This is a genomic window from Microbacterium sp. Root53, assembly GCF_001426925.1.
Taxonomy (GTDB): domain Bacteria; phylum Actinomycetota; class Actinomycetes; order Actinomycetales; family Microbacteriaceae; genus Microbacterium.
The window spans coordinates 80,135-95,572 of sequence record NZ_LMFR01000023.1 but is presented as its reverse complement, the minus strand read 5'-3'; the positions used below and the strand labels follow the sequence as shown (position 1 = coordinate 95,572).

Annotated in this window: 17 protein-coding genes and 1 tRNA gene; 6 read left to right on the top strand and 12 right to left on the bottom strand. The window is 70.8% G+C overall.

The window, feature by feature from the left end:
• Positions 1-121: 121 nt before the first annotated feature.
• From rplL to ASD19_RS11350, 3 genes are all read right to left on the bottom strand, one after another.
• The gene (rplL, locus tag ASD19_RS11360; protein WP_055992763.1) at positions 122-508 is read right to left on the bottom strand and encodes a 50S ribosomal protein L7/L12; all 387 of its coding nucleotides are present in this window, start codon (positions 506-508) and stop codon (positions 122-124) included.
• Between the two features lie 51 nt (positions 509-559).
• Positions 560-1,075 (bottom strand): 50S ribosomal protein L10, encoded by a 516-nt coding sequence (gene rplJ, locus ASD19_RS11355; protein ID WP_055992760.1) that lies wholly within the window; start codon positions 1,073-1,075, stop codon positions 560-562.
• Positions 1,076-1,346: 271 nt separating this feature from the next.
• Positions 1,347-2,036: a YqaJ viral recombinase family protein gene (locus ASD19_RS11350; RefSeq protein ID WP_055992757.1), complete on the bottom strand. Its 690-nt coding sequence runs from the start codon at positions 2,034-2,036 to the stop codon at positions 1,347-1,349.
• Positions 2,037-2,210: 174 nt separating this feature from the next.
• On the opposite strand from ASD19_RS11350, the gene ASD19_RS11345 reads away from it, so the two are divergent.
• The 3 genes from ASD19_RS11345 (at position 2,211) to ASD19_RS11335 (ending at position 5,577) form a co-directional block, all read left to right on the top strand.
• Positions 2,211-3,914, top strand: coding sequence for an MDR family MFS transporter (locus tag ASD19_RS11345; protein WP_055992753.1), 1,704 nt, complete (start codon positions 2,211-2,213; stop codon positions 3,912-3,914).
• The gene (locus tag ASD19_RS11340; RefSeq protein ID WP_055992750.1) at positions 3,911-4,411 is read left to right on the top strand and encodes a MarR family winged helix-turn-helix transcriptional regulator; all 501 of its coding nucleotides are present in this window, start codon (positions 3,911-3,913) and stop codon (positions 4,409-4,411) included. The genes ASD19_RS11345 and ASD19_RS11340 overlap by 4 nt, the downstream gene beginning before the upstream one ends.
• 119 nt (positions 4,412-4,530) lie before the next feature.
• On the top strand, positions 4,531-5,577 hold the full coding sequence (locus ASD19_RS11335; RefSeq protein ID WP_055992747.1) for an NADP-dependent oxidoreductase: 1,047 nt from the start codon (positions 4,531-4,533) through the stop codon (positions 5,575-5,577).
• 9 nt (positions 5,578-5,586) lie between these two features.
• Here ASD19_RS11335 and ASD19_RS11330 read toward each other — a convergent pair whose 3' ends face one another.
• Complete coding sequence (locus ASD19_RS11330) at positions 5,587-6,474, bottom strand: LysR family transcriptional regulator ArgP (protein WP_055992744.1); 888 nt, start codon at positions 6,472-6,474, stop codon at positions 5,587-5,589.
• A gap of 75 nt (positions 6,475-6,549) precedes the next feature.
• On the opposite strand from ASD19_RS11330, the gene ASD19_RS11325 reads away from it, so the two are divergent.
• A complete protein-coding gene (locus tag ASD19_RS11325; protein WP_235563040.1) occupies positions 6,550-7,281 on the top strand; it encodes a LysE/ArgO family amino acid transporter in 732 nt (243 codons plus the stop codon).
• Between the two features lie 64 nt (positions 7,282-7,345).
• Positions 7,346-7,630 (top strand): acylphosphatase, encoded by a 285-nt coding sequence (locus ASD19_RS11320; RefSeq protein WP_055992738.1) that lies wholly within the window; start codon positions 7,346-7,348, stop codon positions 7,628-7,630.
• Between the two features lie 68 nt (positions 7,631-7,698).
• Here the strand turns inward: ASD19_RS11320 and rplA are convergent, their stop codons facing one another.
• The 6 genes from rplA to ASD19_RS11290 form a co-directional block, all read right to left on the bottom strand.
• Positions 7,699-8,391 (bottom strand): 50S ribosomal protein L1, encoded by a 693-nt coding sequence (rplA, locus tag ASD19_RS11315; RefSeq protein WP_055992735.1) that lies wholly within the window; start codon positions 8,389-8,391, stop codon positions 7,699-7,701.
• A gap of 14 nt (positions 8,392-8,405) precedes the next feature.
• Positions 8,406-8,837: a 50S ribosomal protein L11 gene (gene rplK, locus ASD19_RS11310; protein WP_055992732.1), complete on the bottom strand. Its 432-nt coding sequence runs from the start codon at positions 8,835-8,837 to the stop codon at positions 8,406-8,408.
• 175 nt (positions 8,838-9,012) lie between these two features.
• A complete protein-coding gene (gene nusG, locus ASD19_RS11305; protein ID WP_055992731.1) occupies positions 9,013-10,035 on the bottom strand; it encodes a transcription termination/antitermination protein NusG in 1,023 nt (340 codons plus the stop codon).
• A 93-nt stretch (positions 10,036-10,128) separates the two neighbouring features.
• The gene (secE, locus tag ASD19_RS11300; RefSeq protein WP_055992728.1) at positions 10,129-10,389 is read right to left on the bottom strand and encodes a preprotein translocase subunit SecE; all 261 of its coding nucleotides are present in this window, start codon (positions 10,387-10,389) and stop codon (positions 10,129-10,131) included.
• Positions 10,390-10,424: 35 nt separating this feature from the next.
• Positions 10,425-10,497: transfer RNA gene (locus ASD19_RS11295), tRNA-Trp, on the bottom strand.
• A gap of 189 nt (positions 10,498-10,686) precedes the next feature.
• The gene (locus ASD19_RS11290; RefSeq protein ID WP_055992725.1) at positions 10,687-11,145 is read right to left on the bottom strand and encodes a MarR family winged helix-turn-helix transcriptional regulator; all 459 of its coding nucleotides are present in this window, start codon (positions 11,143-11,145) and stop codon (positions 10,687-10,689) included.
• Between the two features lie 111 nt (positions 11,146-11,256).
• Between ASD19_RS11290 and ASD19_RS11285 the strand changes: the two genes are divergently transcribed.
• Positions 11,257-12,465: an MFS transporter gene (locus tag ASD19_RS11285; protein ID WP_055992722.1), complete on the top strand. Its 1,209-nt coding sequence runs from the start codon at positions 11,257-11,259 to the stop codon at positions 12,463-12,465.
• A 65-nt stretch (positions 12,466-12,530) separates the two neighbouring features.
• Here ASD19_RS11285 and ASD19_RS11280 read toward each other — a convergent pair whose 3' ends face one another.
• A complete protein-coding gene (locus tag ASD19_RS11280; protein ID WP_055992719.1) occupies positions 12,531-13,994 on the bottom strand; it encodes an NAD-dependent succinate-semialdehyde dehydrogenase in 1,464 nt (487 codons plus the stop codon).
• 54 nt (positions 13,995-14,048) lie between these two features.
• Positions 14,049-15,407 carry a 4-aminobutyrate--2-oxoglutarate transaminase gene (gene gabT / locus ASD19_RS11275; RefSeq protein ID WP_055992716.1) on the bottom strand — a complete coding sequence of 453 codons (1,359 nt, stop codon included), beginning with the start codon at positions 15,405-15,407 and terminating at the stop codon, positions 14,049-14,051.
• Between the last annotated feature and the right edge of the window lie 31 nt (positions 15,408-15,438).

The window sequence follows — 15,438 nt, the reverse complement described above, 5'->3', positions numbered from 1 at the left end:
CCACGCGACAACCGATACATAACCGTGGCGGATATACCGAAAGCGCCGTCGCACCGGCGCCGGGACACGACGAAGGCCCCGGGACATCCCGGGGCCTTCGAAGAAGTGGATCCGAAGCGGATTACTTGAGGGTGACCGTCGCGCCGGCCTCCTCGAGGGCGGCCTTCGCCTTCTCGGCGGTCTCCTTGTTCGCGCCCTCGATGACAGCCTTGGGGGCGCCGTCGACGACGGCCTTCGCCTCGCCGAGGCCGAGCGAGGTGAGCTCGCGGACGACCTTGATGACCTGGATCTTCTTGTCACCGGCGGCCTCGAGGACCACGTCGAACGAGTCCTTCTCCTCGGCCTCCTCGGCGGGGGCGCCCCCGGCGGGGCCCGCGGCGGCAACCGCGACGGGCGCGGCGGCGGTGACGTCGAAGGTCTCCTCGAAGGCCTTCACGAACTCGCTGAGCTCGATGAGCGTGAGCTCCTTGAACGCGTCGAGCAGCTCCTCGGTGCTGAGCTTCGCCATGATGTATCTCCTAGTTATTCGGGGTTTCGGGGGTGCTTATCGCACGGCCTGTCAGGCCGCGGTCTCCTGCTTCTCACGCAGCGCCTCGACCGTGCGCACGGTCTTCGAGAGCGGTGCCTGGAAGAGGGCGGCAGCCTTCGCCATCGAGGCCTTGAGGAGGCCCGCCGTCTTGGCGAGCAGAACCTCACGGCTCTCGAGGTCGGCGAGCTTGCCGACCTCCTCGGCGGTCAGGGGCTTGCCATCGAAGTAGCCGCCCTTGATCACCAGAAGAGGGTGTGCCTTGGCGAAGGCGCGCAGACCCTTGGCGACGGCGACAGGGTCACCGTGCACGAAGGCGATGGCGGACGGGCCCTTGAGCTCGTCGTCCAGCGCCGAGATCCCCACGTTGTTCGCGGCGATCTTGGTCAGCGTGTTCTTCACCACGGCGAACTCCGCGTCCTGACGGATGCTGTTGCGCAGCTCCTTGAGCTGGGCAACCGTCAGACCGCGGTACTCGGTCAGCAGGACGGCGCTCGAGTTCTCGAAAGACTTCGTGAGCTCGGCGACCGATGCTTCCTTCTGCGCCATGGCCACTCCTTGATGTGAACGAGGTGCCCCACGGTGGTGGGGAACCGACCGAGCCCGCCCCGAAACGCAGAAACGCTCCGGCGCAAGCGCACGGAGCGTGGATCCGGAATCCGGATGTATCGTTCGTGACACCTGCGCGGGCCCCTGCATAGCAGTGCTTCGATCGCTCCGCGCTTGCGCGCATCACGATGACCGGCGGTCTTCGGCTTCCCCAAGGCTACCACACCGCACGCACCGCTCCCGACGCCGCCCGGCGCCTGCCGCACTCGGGTCAGTCGGAGAGGGCGAGGGCGCGGAACATGTCGCGCTCGCGGAGCGCCTCGCGGTTCGACGGCGGCGCGGCCGGGCCGTCGAGCGGCGCCGGCGTGACCCGGCGTCCCGTGGTGCGCTGGTAGAGCTCGTCGATCAGGCGCGTGGCGAGGCGCACGAGCTGCGCGATCTCGCGGTCGTCACGGTCGATCCAGGTGCAGCGCGGCTCGTCGTGCAGCGGCTGGAAGTCGCGGTGCTCCTCCCAGACGAAGAGGGTCCGCTCCGCGCCCAGCACGTGCTGCTGCCACCAGACCTGGCGCAGATAGCTGCGCGGGATGGAGCGCCACGACTTGTTCGTGGTCTTGATCTCGGCGAGCGAGACGCGACCCTGCCCGTCGACGCCGATGCCGTCCGGGGTCGCCAGGTGCCGCTTCTCGACCACCGCATGGAACAGCGCGCTCGAGGGCTGGATGCCGTGGGTGGCCGCGATCCACGCGGCGATCTCGGGCTCGCGGCGCCGCCCGTGGTCGGTGTACGCATTGCCCGAGAAGCGCGAACCCATCAGCTTCTGGTCCGCCGCGCGCTTGATGGAGACCTCGCTCGCCGTGAGCATCGCGACATCCGTCGCCGTGATGCCACGCGAACGCGCGCGCAGCCACCCCACCCGGTCGCGGGAGTCCGCGAGGATCCGGGCCTGCAGTTCGGGTGTCACCCGACGACCCTAACCCCGCCCAGCGACACCCCTCGACCGCAACGCCGAGCGACCTGGAGCCCGCAGACCGAATGGTTGCGAAAAGTCAACGAACACGCCTATAGTTGACCCCTCGCAACTTTCTGCGCGCCGACGTCGCCGCGCCTCTCCGTTGGAATCGCAGGAAAGGGTCGCATGACCGACGCATCCACCCGCATGTCCCATCGCCAGGTCCTCGAGGCCATCTCCGGCCTCCTGCTGGCGATGTTCGCGTCGATGATGGCCAACACCATCGTCGGCACCTCGCTGCCGATCATCGTCCCCGACCTGGGCGGGACGCAGACCGACTACACGTGGGTGGTCACCGCATCGCTGCTCACGACCGCGATCTCGACGCCCATCTGGGGCAAGCTCGCGGATCTCACGAACCGCAAGGTCCTCGTCCTCGTCGCGCTCACACTGTTCCTCGCGGCGAGCGCCGTGGCGGGCTTCGCCCAGAGCCCCGGGATGCTCATCGCAGCGCGCGCCTTCCAGGGCGTCGGCGCCGGCGGCGTCGCCGCGCTGAGCCAGGTCATCATGGCCGACATCATCAGCCCGCGCGAGCGCGGCAAGTACATGGGACTGTTCGGCGTCGTGATGGGCGTCTCCACGGTCGGCGGCCCGATCATCGGCGGCGTGCTCACCGACACGGTCGGCTGGCACTGGAACTTCTTCGTCGGCATCCCGCTGGGCCTCATCGCCTTCGCGGTGATCGTGAAGACGCTCACGCTGGCGCCGCGCGCCAACCGCCGCGTCCGCATCGACTACCTCGGCATCGTGCTGCTCTCGGTCGCCTCCAGCCTGCTGCTCATCTGGGTGACGAACGTCAAGGACTACGGCTGGCTGAGCACCGAGACGTACGTCATGGTGGGCGGCGCGATCGTCGCGACGGCGCTGTTCATCTGGGTGGAGACCCGTGCCGCGGAGCCTCTCGTGCCCCTGAGCCTCTTCCGCAACCGCACGTTCACGCTGGCGGTGCTGGCATCCATCTCGATCGGCGTCGCGATGTTCGGCACGGCGGTGTACCTGGGCCAGTACTTCCAGATGGCGCGCGGCTTCGACCCGACCGGCGCGGGGCTGATGACCATCCCGATGGCCGCCGGCATGCTGATCTGCTCGACGGTCGTGGGCCAGCTCGTGACCCGCTTCGGCGCGTGGAAGCGCTACCTCGTGATCGGCGCCGTCGTCATGACGATCGGCAACGGCCTGCTGGCCACCCTGACGGCCGACACCCATCTGGCACTGGTCGGCCTCTACATGTTCCTGCTCGGCGCCGGGATGGGCATGACCATGCAGAACCTCGTGCTGGTCGTCCAGAACACCGCCCGCTCCCAGGAGATGGGCGTCGCGAGCTCGGGGGTCAACTTCTTCCGCACGATCGGCGGCACCGCCGGCGTCGCGGTGATCGGGTCGGTCCTGGCATCCACCATGACCGACCTGCTGGCCCAGCGCCGGGATGAGCTGATGACCGCGATCGCGGGGCTCGGCGCACGGGGCGCCGAGGTCGCCGAGCAGTTCCGGTCGGGCACCATGCCGGTCGCGCGCGACCTCCCCGAGCCGGTGCGCGTCATCGTCGAGCAGGTCGCGGCCACGTCGATCGCCCATGCGTTCCTGGTCGGCGTCCCCCTCGGCGTGCTCAGCATCCTCTGCATCGTGTTCCTGCCCAACATCCCGCTCGGTCGCAAGAACAACGCGGAGCGGATGCGCGAGCAGGCCGCAGCGGGGATCGGCGAGGAGATCGTCGACGATGCGCTCGCCCAGGCGGGAGTCCCGCTGGCGACCGGCGCCATCCCGGTGACGGATGATCAGAGCCGGGCCACTCAGGACGCGGACGCTCCCCGCGGCGGGCGGCGGTCATGAACGCCGGGAGGCACGACCGCGCGACGGAGGACCCGTCGGAGCGCGCGAGCGCGGTGCGCTCCGTCGAGCTCGAGTTCTCGGAGCTCATGGCCCACGTCCGGCGGCTGATCTCACGCCGCGCCGAGCGCGTGAGCCCGGGAATGCTCCCGGGTGCCTACAAGGTGTTCACGGCCATCGCCGACACCGGCCCCATCACGGCGTCGGCCATCGCCGAGCGCCTGATGATCGACAAGGGTCAGCTCAGCCGAACGGTGCGTGAGCTGGAGGACCTCGGGCTCGTGGCGCGCACGCCGGATCCGGCTGACCGCCGCGCGCACCTGCTCGAGGCGACCGATCTCGGTCGCGGCCGTCTCGAGCAGGCGCGCGCGCCCGAGGAGCCCGGGCTGTCCCGTGCGCTCGAGCACTGGGACCTCGCCGACGTGCGGCGGCTCGCCGCCCTGCTGCACGCGCTGAGCCACGACGAGGTGCCGGACCGAGACGGAGCCGCAGACGCCTGACGGACCCCGTCGCATCCCGTAGCACCCAGGAAACACCGGCGTGACGAAGGCCGGATTGACTGTGGGCACGGGATCCGCGACGGCGCGCGATCCCCCCGACGCTCGGAAGAGGGGAAACGATGAGATTCCGGCCGCCGCGCTCCGCCGCACGCACCACCACCGCCCGCGCGCCGCGCGGCGCACTCGCCGAGACGGTGGAGGCGCCGCCCGAGCACATGCGCGCGGTCCTGTTCGACGGGCCCGGCGATCCCTCCGCGCTGCGGGTCGACACGATCCCCGTCCCCTCCCCCGTCATGGACGAGGTGCTCGTCCGCGTCGTCGCCGCCGGCGTGAACCCGATCGACGCGAAGACGCGCGCGGGCGGCGGGGTCACCCCCGGGATCGCCTCATACCCCGTCGTTCCCGGCTTCGACCTATCCGGCGTCGTCGTGGCGTCCCCGTTCGAGGCGCACCCGCTCCCGCCCGGCACACCCGTGTTCGGGATGGCCGCCGTGCCGCGCACCGCGGGAGCCTACGCGGAGTACGCGGTGGTGCCCTCGACCTCCCTCGCCCGCAAGCCGTCGTCCCTCTCGCACGTCGAGGCCGCCGGCGTGCCGCTGGCGGCGCTCACCGCCTGGCAGCTCATCGTCGAGACGGCGCACGCGCACGAGGGCCAGCGCATCCTGATCCACGCGGGCGCCGGCGGGGTCGGCCACTTCGCGGTGCAGTTCGCGTCGTACTTCGGCGCTCATGTGAGCGCGACGGCGTCCGCGGCCAACGCCTCGTGGCTCCGCGAGCTCGGCGCTCACGTCGTGATCGACCACACCACGACCCGGTTCGAGGAGGTCGCCACCGACGTCGACGTGGTGATCGCGCTGCTGGGCGACGAGAGCACCGTGACGCGCTCGCTCCAGGTGCTCCGCCCGGGCGGCCTGCTCGTGGTCGTGCCGTCGAGCGGATGGCCCGGCTACGCGGAGGCGGCCGCGGACGCGGGCGTGCGCGCGACGCGGTTCAAGGTCGTGCCGGACGGGGTCGCGCTCAGCACGATCGGCCGGCTCCTCGACTCCGGCGCCATCCAGGTGTACATCGAGGACGTGTTCGACCTCGAGGACGCCGCCGACGCGCACCGCCACCTCGAGACGGGGCGCACGCGAGGCAAGCTCGTGCTGCAGGTCTCGGACGGCTGATCGCCGAGCTCAGGCGGGCGCGAGCGCGGCCCGCGCGCCGACGACCACCGCGTCCCGGATGTCCGACAGCAGCGGCGAGCGCAGGTTCCACTGCTGCCAGTACAGGGGCACGGTGATCGTCGGACCGTCGAGGCGCACGAGCCGGCCGTCCTCCAGCGCGGTCTGCGCCTGCAGCGGCGGCAGCAGCCCCCATCCGAACCCGAGCTTGATCGCCGTGGCGTAGTCGTCCGACGCGGGCACGTAGTGCCGCGGCGGACGCGACGGGTCGACCCCGCGCTCCTGCAGCCACCGTCGCTGCAGGTCGTCGCCGCGATCGAACTCGACCACGGGCGCGGACGCCAGGGCGTCGAGCGTCGAGCCCGCGGGCAGCCACCGCTCCACGTACGCGGGCGAGGCGACCGGGTCGTAGGTCATGACCCCGAGCGGCGTCACGACGCATCCGCCGATAGGCGCCCGCTGGGAGGTGACGGCGGCGGTCACGGTGCCGGCCTCGAGCAGCGCGGCCGTCCGGTCCTGATCGTCGCGATGCAGTTCGAAGCCGACCTCGTGCGTCCTCAGGACGCCCTGAAGGGCCGGGAGGAACCAGGTCGCCAGGGAGTCGGCGTTGACCGCGATCGGCACCCGCATCCGCCCGGGTCCCTCGAGCCCCAGCTCGACGCCGGCGTCGTGGCCGAGCAGGGCGTACTGCCGCGCCAGACGGACCACGACCGCGCCCGCCTCCGTGACCCGCGCGGGCTTCGACCGCACCACGAGGACGCGACCGAGCTGTCCTTCGAGCGTCCGCAGCCGCTGGCTCACGGCCGACGGCGTGATGCGCAGGGCGCGGGCGGCGCCCTCGAGGCTGCCCTCGTCGACGACGGCCGCGACCGTCTCGGCGAGATCCGGGGCGATCCACATGAAGCATTCCTTAGGTTGGTGCAGAATCGTGAACGTCGCTTTTGATTATGCCCGCGCGCTCCCTAGCGTGGAGGCGTGCTCGCCGCTTCGTCCTCCTCCGTGCTCGCCGCGCTCGCGGCCGGCCTGGGCCTCTGTCTGTCGCTCATCATCGCCCCGGGCGCGCAGAACGTGTTCCTGCTGCGCATGGGCGTGCAGCGGCGACACGCCGTGGCGCTGGCGATCACGTGCCTCGTCAGCGACGCCGTCCTCTTCACGGCCGGCGTGGCCGGGTTCGGCGTCGTCGTCGAGCACCTGCCCTGGCTGTTCGAGCTGGTCCGCTGGGCCGGCGTGGTGTTCCTCGCCGTCTACGGCCTGTCGGCGGCCTGGCGCGCGCTGCGCCCAGAGCACGCGTCCATCCGGATCGAGGAGGACGCCCCGGATGCGCCCTCCCCCACCGCGGATGACGCCGCGGACGCTCCGAGCGGCTCGGGCGGGACGGCGACGCTCACGCGTCCCGCGCGCACCACGCGCACGGGGACGGGCACGCTGCTCCCGGCGATCCTGTCGTGCCTGGCGATCACGTGGCTGAACCCGCACGCCTACCTGGACACGGTGTTCCTCGTCGGGTCGGTGTCCGCCAGCTACGGCGACCTGCGCTGGGCGTTCGGGCTCGGCGCGATCCTCGGCAGCGCCATCTGGTTCTCGTTCCTCACGGTCGCCGCCCGCTTCGCCGCCCGCCGGCTCCGCTCGCCGCGCGCGTGGCGCATCCTGGACGGCCTCATCGCGGTGGCGATGCTCGCTCTCGCTGCCGGCCTGGCGTTCTCCTGACCCGCGCGCACGGCGCGAAGCAAGGGCCCTTCCGCGCGCGATCCGGTCGCGCCACCATGGATCCATGAGGCATGTGCACGTGATCGTCCATGGCCGGGTGCAGGGCATCGGCTACCGCTACGGATTGCGCGAGCAGGCCCAGCGGCTCGGACTCGCGGGGTGGGTGCGCAACCGCCACGGCGACGCCGTCGAGGCGGTGCTGGCGGGCGACGCCGGCGCCGTCGAGGCGGCGCTGGCGTGGATGGAGCACGGTCCCGAGGGCGCCGAGGTGCAGTCGCTCGAGACCTCCGGCGGGGCGGCCTTCGCGGTGCCGGAGGACGGCGGCTTCGAGATCCGCCGCAGCGCCTGACGCGGCCCCGGAAAGCGGAACGACCCCGCCCTTCCGGACGGGGTCGCTCAGCTAACTGACGCTCTGCGTCACGCGATGGCGTTGACGTCCAGCGGGATGCCGGGGCCGAACGTGGTCGACACGGCGCCCTTCTGGATGTAGCGGCCCTTCGAGCTCGACGGCTTCAGGCGCACGATCTCGTCGAGCGCGGCCTGCAGGTTCGCGTCCAGCTGCTCGGCCGAGAACGAGGCCTTGCCGACGATGAAGTGCACGTTGGCGTGCTTGTCGACGCGGAACTCGATCTTGCCGCCCTTGATCTCCTCGACCGCCTTGGCCGGGTTCGGGGTGACGGTGCCGGTCTTGGGGTTCGGCATCAGGCCGCGGGGGCCGAGGACCTTACCCAGACGACCGACCTGGCCCATGAGCTCCGGCACGGCGACGGCCGCGTCGAAGTCGGTCCAGCCGCCGGCGACCTTCTCGATGAGCTCGGCGCCGCCGACCTCATCCGCACCGGCCGCGATGGCGGCCTCGGCCGCGGGGCCGTTGGCGAAGACGATGACGCGGGCGGTCTTGCCCGTGCCGTGCGGGAGCATGACGGTGCCGCGCACCATCTGGTCCGCCTTGCGCGGGTCGACCGAGAGCTTCAGCGCGACCTCGACGGTCGAGTCGAAATTCTTCGAGCCCGTCTCCTTCGCGAGCGCGACGGCCTCGGCGGGCGTGTAGTACTTGCCGGCCTCGATCTTCTCGGCGGCGGCGGCGTAAGCCTTGGACTTGGTAGCCATTATCGTGATCCCCCTCAGTCCTCGACCGTGATGCCCATGGAGCGGGCGGTGCCGGCGATGATCTTCGAGGCGGCCTCGAGGTCGTTCGCGTTCAGGTCGGGCTGCTTCGTCTTGGCGATCTCGGTGACCTGCTCCTTGGTGAGCTTGCCGACCTTGACCGTGTGCGGCGTCGCCGAGCCCTTCTGCAGGCCGGCGGCCTTCTTGATGAGCTCCGCGGCCGGCGGGGTCTTCAGGACGAACGTGAAGCTGCGGTCCTCGTAGACGGTGATCTCCACGGGGATGACGTTGCCGCGCTGCGACTCGGTCGCGGCGTTGTACGCCTTGCAGAACTCCATGATGTTGACGCCGTGCTGACCCAGGGCCGGGCCGATCGGCGGCGCCGGGTTGGCTGCACCGGCGTTGATCTGAAGCTTGATCAGGCCGGTCACCTTCTTCTTCGGTGCCATTTCCTCTTCCTTTCATCGAGCGGATGCCGGTTGCGATCCGCTCTCCCGCACACAGCGCGATCCCGGAGGATCCTGCGAGCGGTGGGATGCCTGCGCAGACAGGGCGCAAACCAGTAGATCCTACCAGAAACAGAAGAGCCGGCCCCGTGAGGGACCGGCTCTTCAGAAACTCATCTCACACCATCTTGGTGACCTGGTCGAACGACAGCTCGACCGGGGTCTCGCGCTCGAAGAGCGACACCAGCACGGTGAGCTTGCCGCTCTCCGGCTTGATCTCGCTGATCGTGCCGGGAAGACCCGCGAACGAGCCCTCCTTGATCGTGATCGTCTCGCCGGCCTCGAAGTCGACCTCGGCGGGAAGCACGCGGGCCTGCGCGGCCTGACCCTTGGGCGCGCCGCTCTTGGCCTGAGCCTGCGCCTCCTTGATCTCGACGAGGGGCTTCAGCATGTTGAAGGCCTCCTCGAAGCGCAGCGGGGTCGGGTTGTGGGCGTTGCCCACGAAGCCGGTGACGCCCGGGGTGTGGCGCACGACCGACCAGGTGTCCTCGTTGAGCTCCATGCGCACCAGCACGTAGCCGGGGATGCGCACGCGCGTGACCATCTTGCGCTGGCCGTTCTTGATCTCGACGACGTCCTCCATCGGGACCTCGACCTGGTAGATGTCGTCCTCGACCTCGAGCGTCGACTTGCGCTGCTCGATGTTGGCCTTGACCTTGCGCTCGAAGCCCGCGTACGAGTGGATGACGTACCACTTGCCCTCCTGGGCACGCAGCTCCTGTCGGAAGGCCTCATACGGGTCGTCCGACTCGGCGGTCTCGCCGTCCTCGTCCTCGTCGCCGTTCACGTCGGGGCCGTCGTAGGGGGTCACCTCGTCGGCGGCCAGCGCAGCGGCCTCCTGGGCCTCCTCCGCGGCGGAGTCGGAGAGAACCTCGGCCGCGGCCTCGACCTCGCTGGTCTCGTCGATGTTCAGTGCGTCGTTCACGATCGCGTCGGCCTCCGGGTCGTCGATGTCGATGTCTTCGTCGCTCGCGTCGTCCTCGTCCGCGGCTCCGTCGTCGATGTGCATGGCGAGATGCTCGGCGGCCTCGCTGGCGTGCGCCTCGGCGTAGAGCACGTTGCCCTCCTGGGCCTCGTCCTCTTCGCTCGACTGCTCGGCTGCCGGGGCCCAGTCGGCGTCATCGACATGCTTTTCAGACACTGACAGTCCTATCCATAACCAGAGTCTCTTCCATTACGCGGCGGATGTGCAGAGGGCACGTCCACCCGGCCCGACGGGCCGTGCGTCAGTCGATCAGGCCGGGACTCCGAAGACGACCGTCGCGACCCACGAGAAGAGGTAGTCGAGCCCGTAGACGAGCCCCATCATGACGACCACGAAGCCGAGCACGACGACCGTGAACTTCAGCAGCTCCGAGCGGGTCGGCGTGACGACCTTGCGGAGCTCGGCGATGACCTGGCGGAAGAAGATCACGATCCGCGCGAAGAAGCCGGGCTTCTTCTCGCCGTTCGCGCCTGCCGCGACGATCTCGCCGTTCGCTGCGTCCTGGACCATTCGCTGCCTTTCGTGAGTCAGCTGACGCTGACGCGCAGGGCGGACAGGAATCGAACCTGCAACCTGCGGTTTTGGAGACCGCTGCTCTGCCAATTGAGCTACCGCCCTAGAGGTCCGAAGACCCCGGGATCATCCGATCCTCCAGCCGCTTCCGGAACCCGGGCACAGCGAAAGAATGCAGACGACAACTGCGTACCAAGCATACGGCATGCCCGAATGGGCCGCGAACCGGGGCGGGATCCCGCGCGTGGCGCGGGGTGCCCGATGCCCGGCCACGAGCGGACCTCCGGGGCCGGATCAGCGGGCCGGCCCGGGAAGGGCGACGCCGTGCAGCGCCTCGACGAGCGGGGCCAGCTCGGGACGCCGCTCCGCCTCGCCCAGGGCGCGCTCGAGCGTCTCGTCGTGCACCGGCCGGGCGCTGAGGTACAGCTCGCGGCCGCGGGGCGTCAGCTCGGTGTAGATGCCTCGCCGGTCGTCCGCACACAGCACACGAGAGAGCAGCCCCCGATCCTCGAGACGGGTGACCAGCCGGGTCGTGGCGCTGGGGCTCAGCGCGGCCGCTCGCGCGAGCTGCTGCATGCGCATGTGCCAGCCGTCCTGCCTGTCGAGGGCGTCCAGCACCGTGTACTCCACCACCGACAGACCGGCGGCGGCCTGCAGCGACCGCTCCAGCTCCGCCTCGATCAGGGAGTGCAGTGCGGCCAGCGTGCGCCACCCCTGCGCGCGCACCTGGACGGCGTCGTCGCCGATCCCCATGAGGGCTCCTCTCGATACTTGCTTGCGCGGGATAGTTGCGTGTGCAATGATCTTCCTTCGTCGCTCGCAATAACCCGCGTGTGCAACTACTCAAGACTACAGGAGCCCTCCATGCCCATCGGATTGGTCGCCCTGGCCGTCGGCGCCTTCGGCATCGGCCTCACCGAGTTCGTGATCATGGGCCTGCTGCCCGAGGTCGCGCGCGACTTCGCCGTCGCGGAGGCGACCGCCGGCTGGCTCATCTCCGGATACGCGCTCGCGGTGGTCGTCGGGGCGCTCGTCCTGACGGCGGCCACCACCCACCTTCCCCGTAAGCGCGTGCTGCTCGGCCTGCTGATCCTGTTCGTCGCCGGGAACGTCCTGACGGCGCTCGCCGACGCGTACGCCCTCGCCATGATCGGAAGGATCCTGGCGGCGCTCAGCCACGGCGCGTTCTTCGGGATCGGATCCGTGGTCGCCGCCGGACTGGTGGCACCGGAGCGGAAGGGCGGCGCGATCGCCCTCATGTTCACCGGCCTGACCGCCGCGAACGTCCTCGGCGTGCCGTTCGGCACGTTCCTCGGCCAGCAGCTGGGCTGGCGCGCCACGTTCTGGGCCATCTCCGCGATCGGCGTCATCGCCTTCGCGGGCATCGCCGCCCTGGTGCCGGCCGACCGCTCCGTGACCGATCGCGTGAGCCTCCGCGGCGAGCTCTCGGCCTTCCGCTCCACGCAGGTGTGGCTGTCCCTCCTGGTCACCGTGCTCGCCTACGGCGGGATGTTCGGCGCCTTCACGTACATCGCCTACACGCTCACCGAGGTGAGCGGCTTCGCGACGGGCGACGTCCCGTGGCTGCTCGTGCTCTTCGGCGCCGGCCTCGTCGTCGGCAACTGGCTCGGCGGACGTCTCGCCGACCGGTCGATCGACGCCACGCTCATCGGATTCATCGCCGCGCTCGCCGTCATCCTGGCGCTGTTCGCCCTGCTCGCCGGATCGGGAGCCGCCACGATCGTCGCGCTGTTCCTGATGGGCGGCTTCGGGTTCGGCACGGTGCCCGGGCTGCAGAGCCGGATCATGGGCTACGCCGGGCAGGCGCCGACCCTGGCGTCGGGCGCCAACATCGGGGCGTTCAACGTGGGCAACGCCCTGGGCGCCTGGGCCGGCGGCGTCGGGATCTCGGCCGGGCTCGGCTACACCTCCCCCATCTGGATCGGCGCCGCGATCACGGCGATCGCGCTGGTCGTGATGATCGCGGCCGCCGCGAGTGCGGCGCGCCGGATCCCCGCTGCGTCCGAGACCCCTGTGAGCGGAGCGACCGGCACGATCGCGGTCGCGCGCTGATCCCGGATCGGCGAGAGGGGGATCCGCGCACGCGGATCCCCCTCTCGCGTCTCCCGCGCGGGGCCTCAGGCGTTCGGCAGCAGCGTGTACTTCGTCGAGAGGTACTCGTGGATGCCCTCGAAGCCGCCCTCGCGGCCCACGCCGGACTGCTTGACGCCGCCGAACGGAGCGGCGGCGTTGGACACGACGCCCGCGTTGAGGCCCATCATGCCGGTCTCGAGGCGCTCGATCATCCGGTGCCCGCGCTGCAGGTCCTCCGTGTAGACGTACGAGACGAGGCCGTACTCGGTGTCGTTCGCCATGGCGACGGCCTCGTCCTCGGTCGAGAACGTGGCGATCGCGAGCACCGGACCGAAGATCTCCTCGCGCAGGATCGCGCTGCCCGCCTGCACGCCTGTGACAACGGTCGGCTGGTAGAACGTGCCGGGCCCGTCGAGCTTCTCGCCGCCGGTCAGGATGGTCGCACCGCGCCCGGTCGCGTCGGCGACCAGCTCGGCGGCCTTGTCGACCGCGTCCTCGTCGATCAGCGGGCCGATCTCGACGCCCTCCTCGGTGCCGCGGCCGATCTTCATCTCCGACACCCGCTCGGTGATCCGCCGGCCGAACTCCTCGGCGACCGACTCGTGCACGATGAAGCGGTTCGCGGCCGTGCAGGCCTGACCGATGTTGCGGAACTTGGCCTGCAGCGCACCGGTGACGGCCTTGTCGAGGTCGGCGTCCTCGAACACGACGAACGGGGCGTTGCCGCCGAGCTCCATCGAGACACGGAGCACGCCCTCCGCGGCCTGCGCGATGAGCTTGCGGCCCACCTCGGTCGACCCCGTGAAGGAGAGCTTGCGCAGGCGGGGGTCGGCGATGATCGGGGCCGACACGCGGCCGGACGACGCCGACGTGACGACGTTCACGACGCCCTTCGGCAGGCCGGCCTCGACGAGCAGGCTCACGAAGAACAGCGTGGTGAGCGGCGTCAGCTGCGGCGGCTTGATCACCACGGTGCAGCCCGCGGCGAGCGCGGGAGCGATCTTGCGGGTCGCCATCGCGAACGGGAAGTTCCACGGCGTGATGAAGAACGACGGGCCCACCGGGCGCTGCGACACGATCATCCGGCCCGTGCCCTCGGGGTTCGAGCCGTAGCGGCCCGTGATGCGCACGGCCTCCTCGCTGAACCAGCGGTTGAACTCGTTGCCGTACGCCACCTCGCCCTTGGCCTCGGCGAGCGGCTTGCCCATCTCGATCGTCATGAGCAGCGCGAGGTCGTCGGCGCGCTCGCGCACCAGCTCGAACGCGCGACGCAGGATGTCGCTGCGGGTTCGGGGCGGGGTGGCCGCCCACTCGTCCTGCACGGCGGCCGCGGCGTCGAGCGCCTTGACGCCGTCCTCGGCGGTGGCGTCGGCGACCGAGGCGACGACCTCGTTCGTGGCCGGGTCGCGCACGTCGAAGGTCTTCGCCGACGACGAGTCGACCCACTCGCCGCCGATGAACAGCTGGGTGGGGACGGACGCGAGCAGCGCCCTCTCACGATCGTTCATGGTTCTCCTGGAGTCTCGGGGGTCGTGGGGTGGGGGTGGTCTGTGCCGCCGGGCTCACGCCTCGGCGAGCGCCTGCGCGATGACGTCGAGCCCCTCGTGGAGCAGCTCGTCGCCGATGGCCAGCGGGGGCAGGAAGCGGATGACGTTGCCGTACGTGCCGCAGGTGAGCGTCACGACGCCCGCCGCGATCGCGGCGCGCGCGACCGCGCCGGCCAGCGCCGCGTCCGGCTCGCTCGTGGCGGGGTCGACGAACTCGACCGCCATCATCGCGCCCAGGCCGCGCACGTCGCCGACGCGGGCGTCGGAGACCTGCAGCGCGGTCAGTCGCTCGCGCAGGATCGCGCCGATCTCGTTCGCGCGCTCGATCAGGCCGTCGTTCTCGTACGCGTGGATCGCGGCCAGGGCCGCCGCGCAGGCCACGGGGTTGCCGCCGTAGGTGCCGCCGAGGCCGCCGGCGTGCGCGGCGTCCATGATCTCGGCGCGGCCCGTGACGGCCGCGAGCGGCATGCCGCCGGCGATCCCCTTCGCGGTGGTGATCAGGTCGGGGACGATGCCGAAGTGCTCGCTGGCGAACATCGCGCCGGTGCGGGCGAAGCCGGTCTGCACCTCGTCCGCGATGAACACCACGCCGTTGGTGCGGGCCCACTCGACGAGGGCCGGCAGGAAGCCGTCGGCCGGGACGATGAACCCGCCCTCGCCCTGGATCGGCTCGATGATGATCGCCGCCAGGTTGTCCGCGCCGATCTGCTTCTCGATCAGGGTGATGGCGCGCTTGGCGGCCTCGGGGCCCGAGAGCCCGTCGCGGAACGGGTAGGACAGCGGCGCGCGGTACACCTCGGGGGCGAACGGGCCGAACCCGCTCTTGTAGGGCATGCTCTTGGCGGTCAGCGCCATGGTCAGGTTGGTGCGGCCGTGGTAACCGTGCTCGAACGCGACGACGGCCTGGCGGCCCGTGTGCTTGCGCGCGATCTTGACGGCGTTCTCGACGGCCTCGGCGCCGGTGTTGAACAGGGCGCTGCGCTTCTCGTGGTCGCCCGGGGTGAGGCGGTTGAGCGCCTCGGCGACCGCGACGTACTCCTCGTACGGCGAGACCATGAAGCAGGTGTGGGTGAAGCGCGCGGTCTGCTCGGCGACCGCGGCGACGACCGCCGGGTGGGCGTTGCCCACGGTGGTCACGGCGATGCCCGAGCCGAGGTCGATGAGGGAGTTGCCGTCGATGTCGACGATGACTCCCCCGCCGGCCGCGACCGTGGCGATCGGCACGCTGTGCGCGACGCCGGGCGCCACCGCGGCGGCCTTGCGGGCGAGGATCTCGGCCGAGCGGGGCCCGGGGATGGACGTGACGAGGCGTCGTTCCTGCGGCAGCGAGGGGCCGCCGGTGATCGCGGGGGTGGTGAGCGTGGCGTCGGTCATGCCGCGAGCGTACGACCGCGCCATCCGCCGG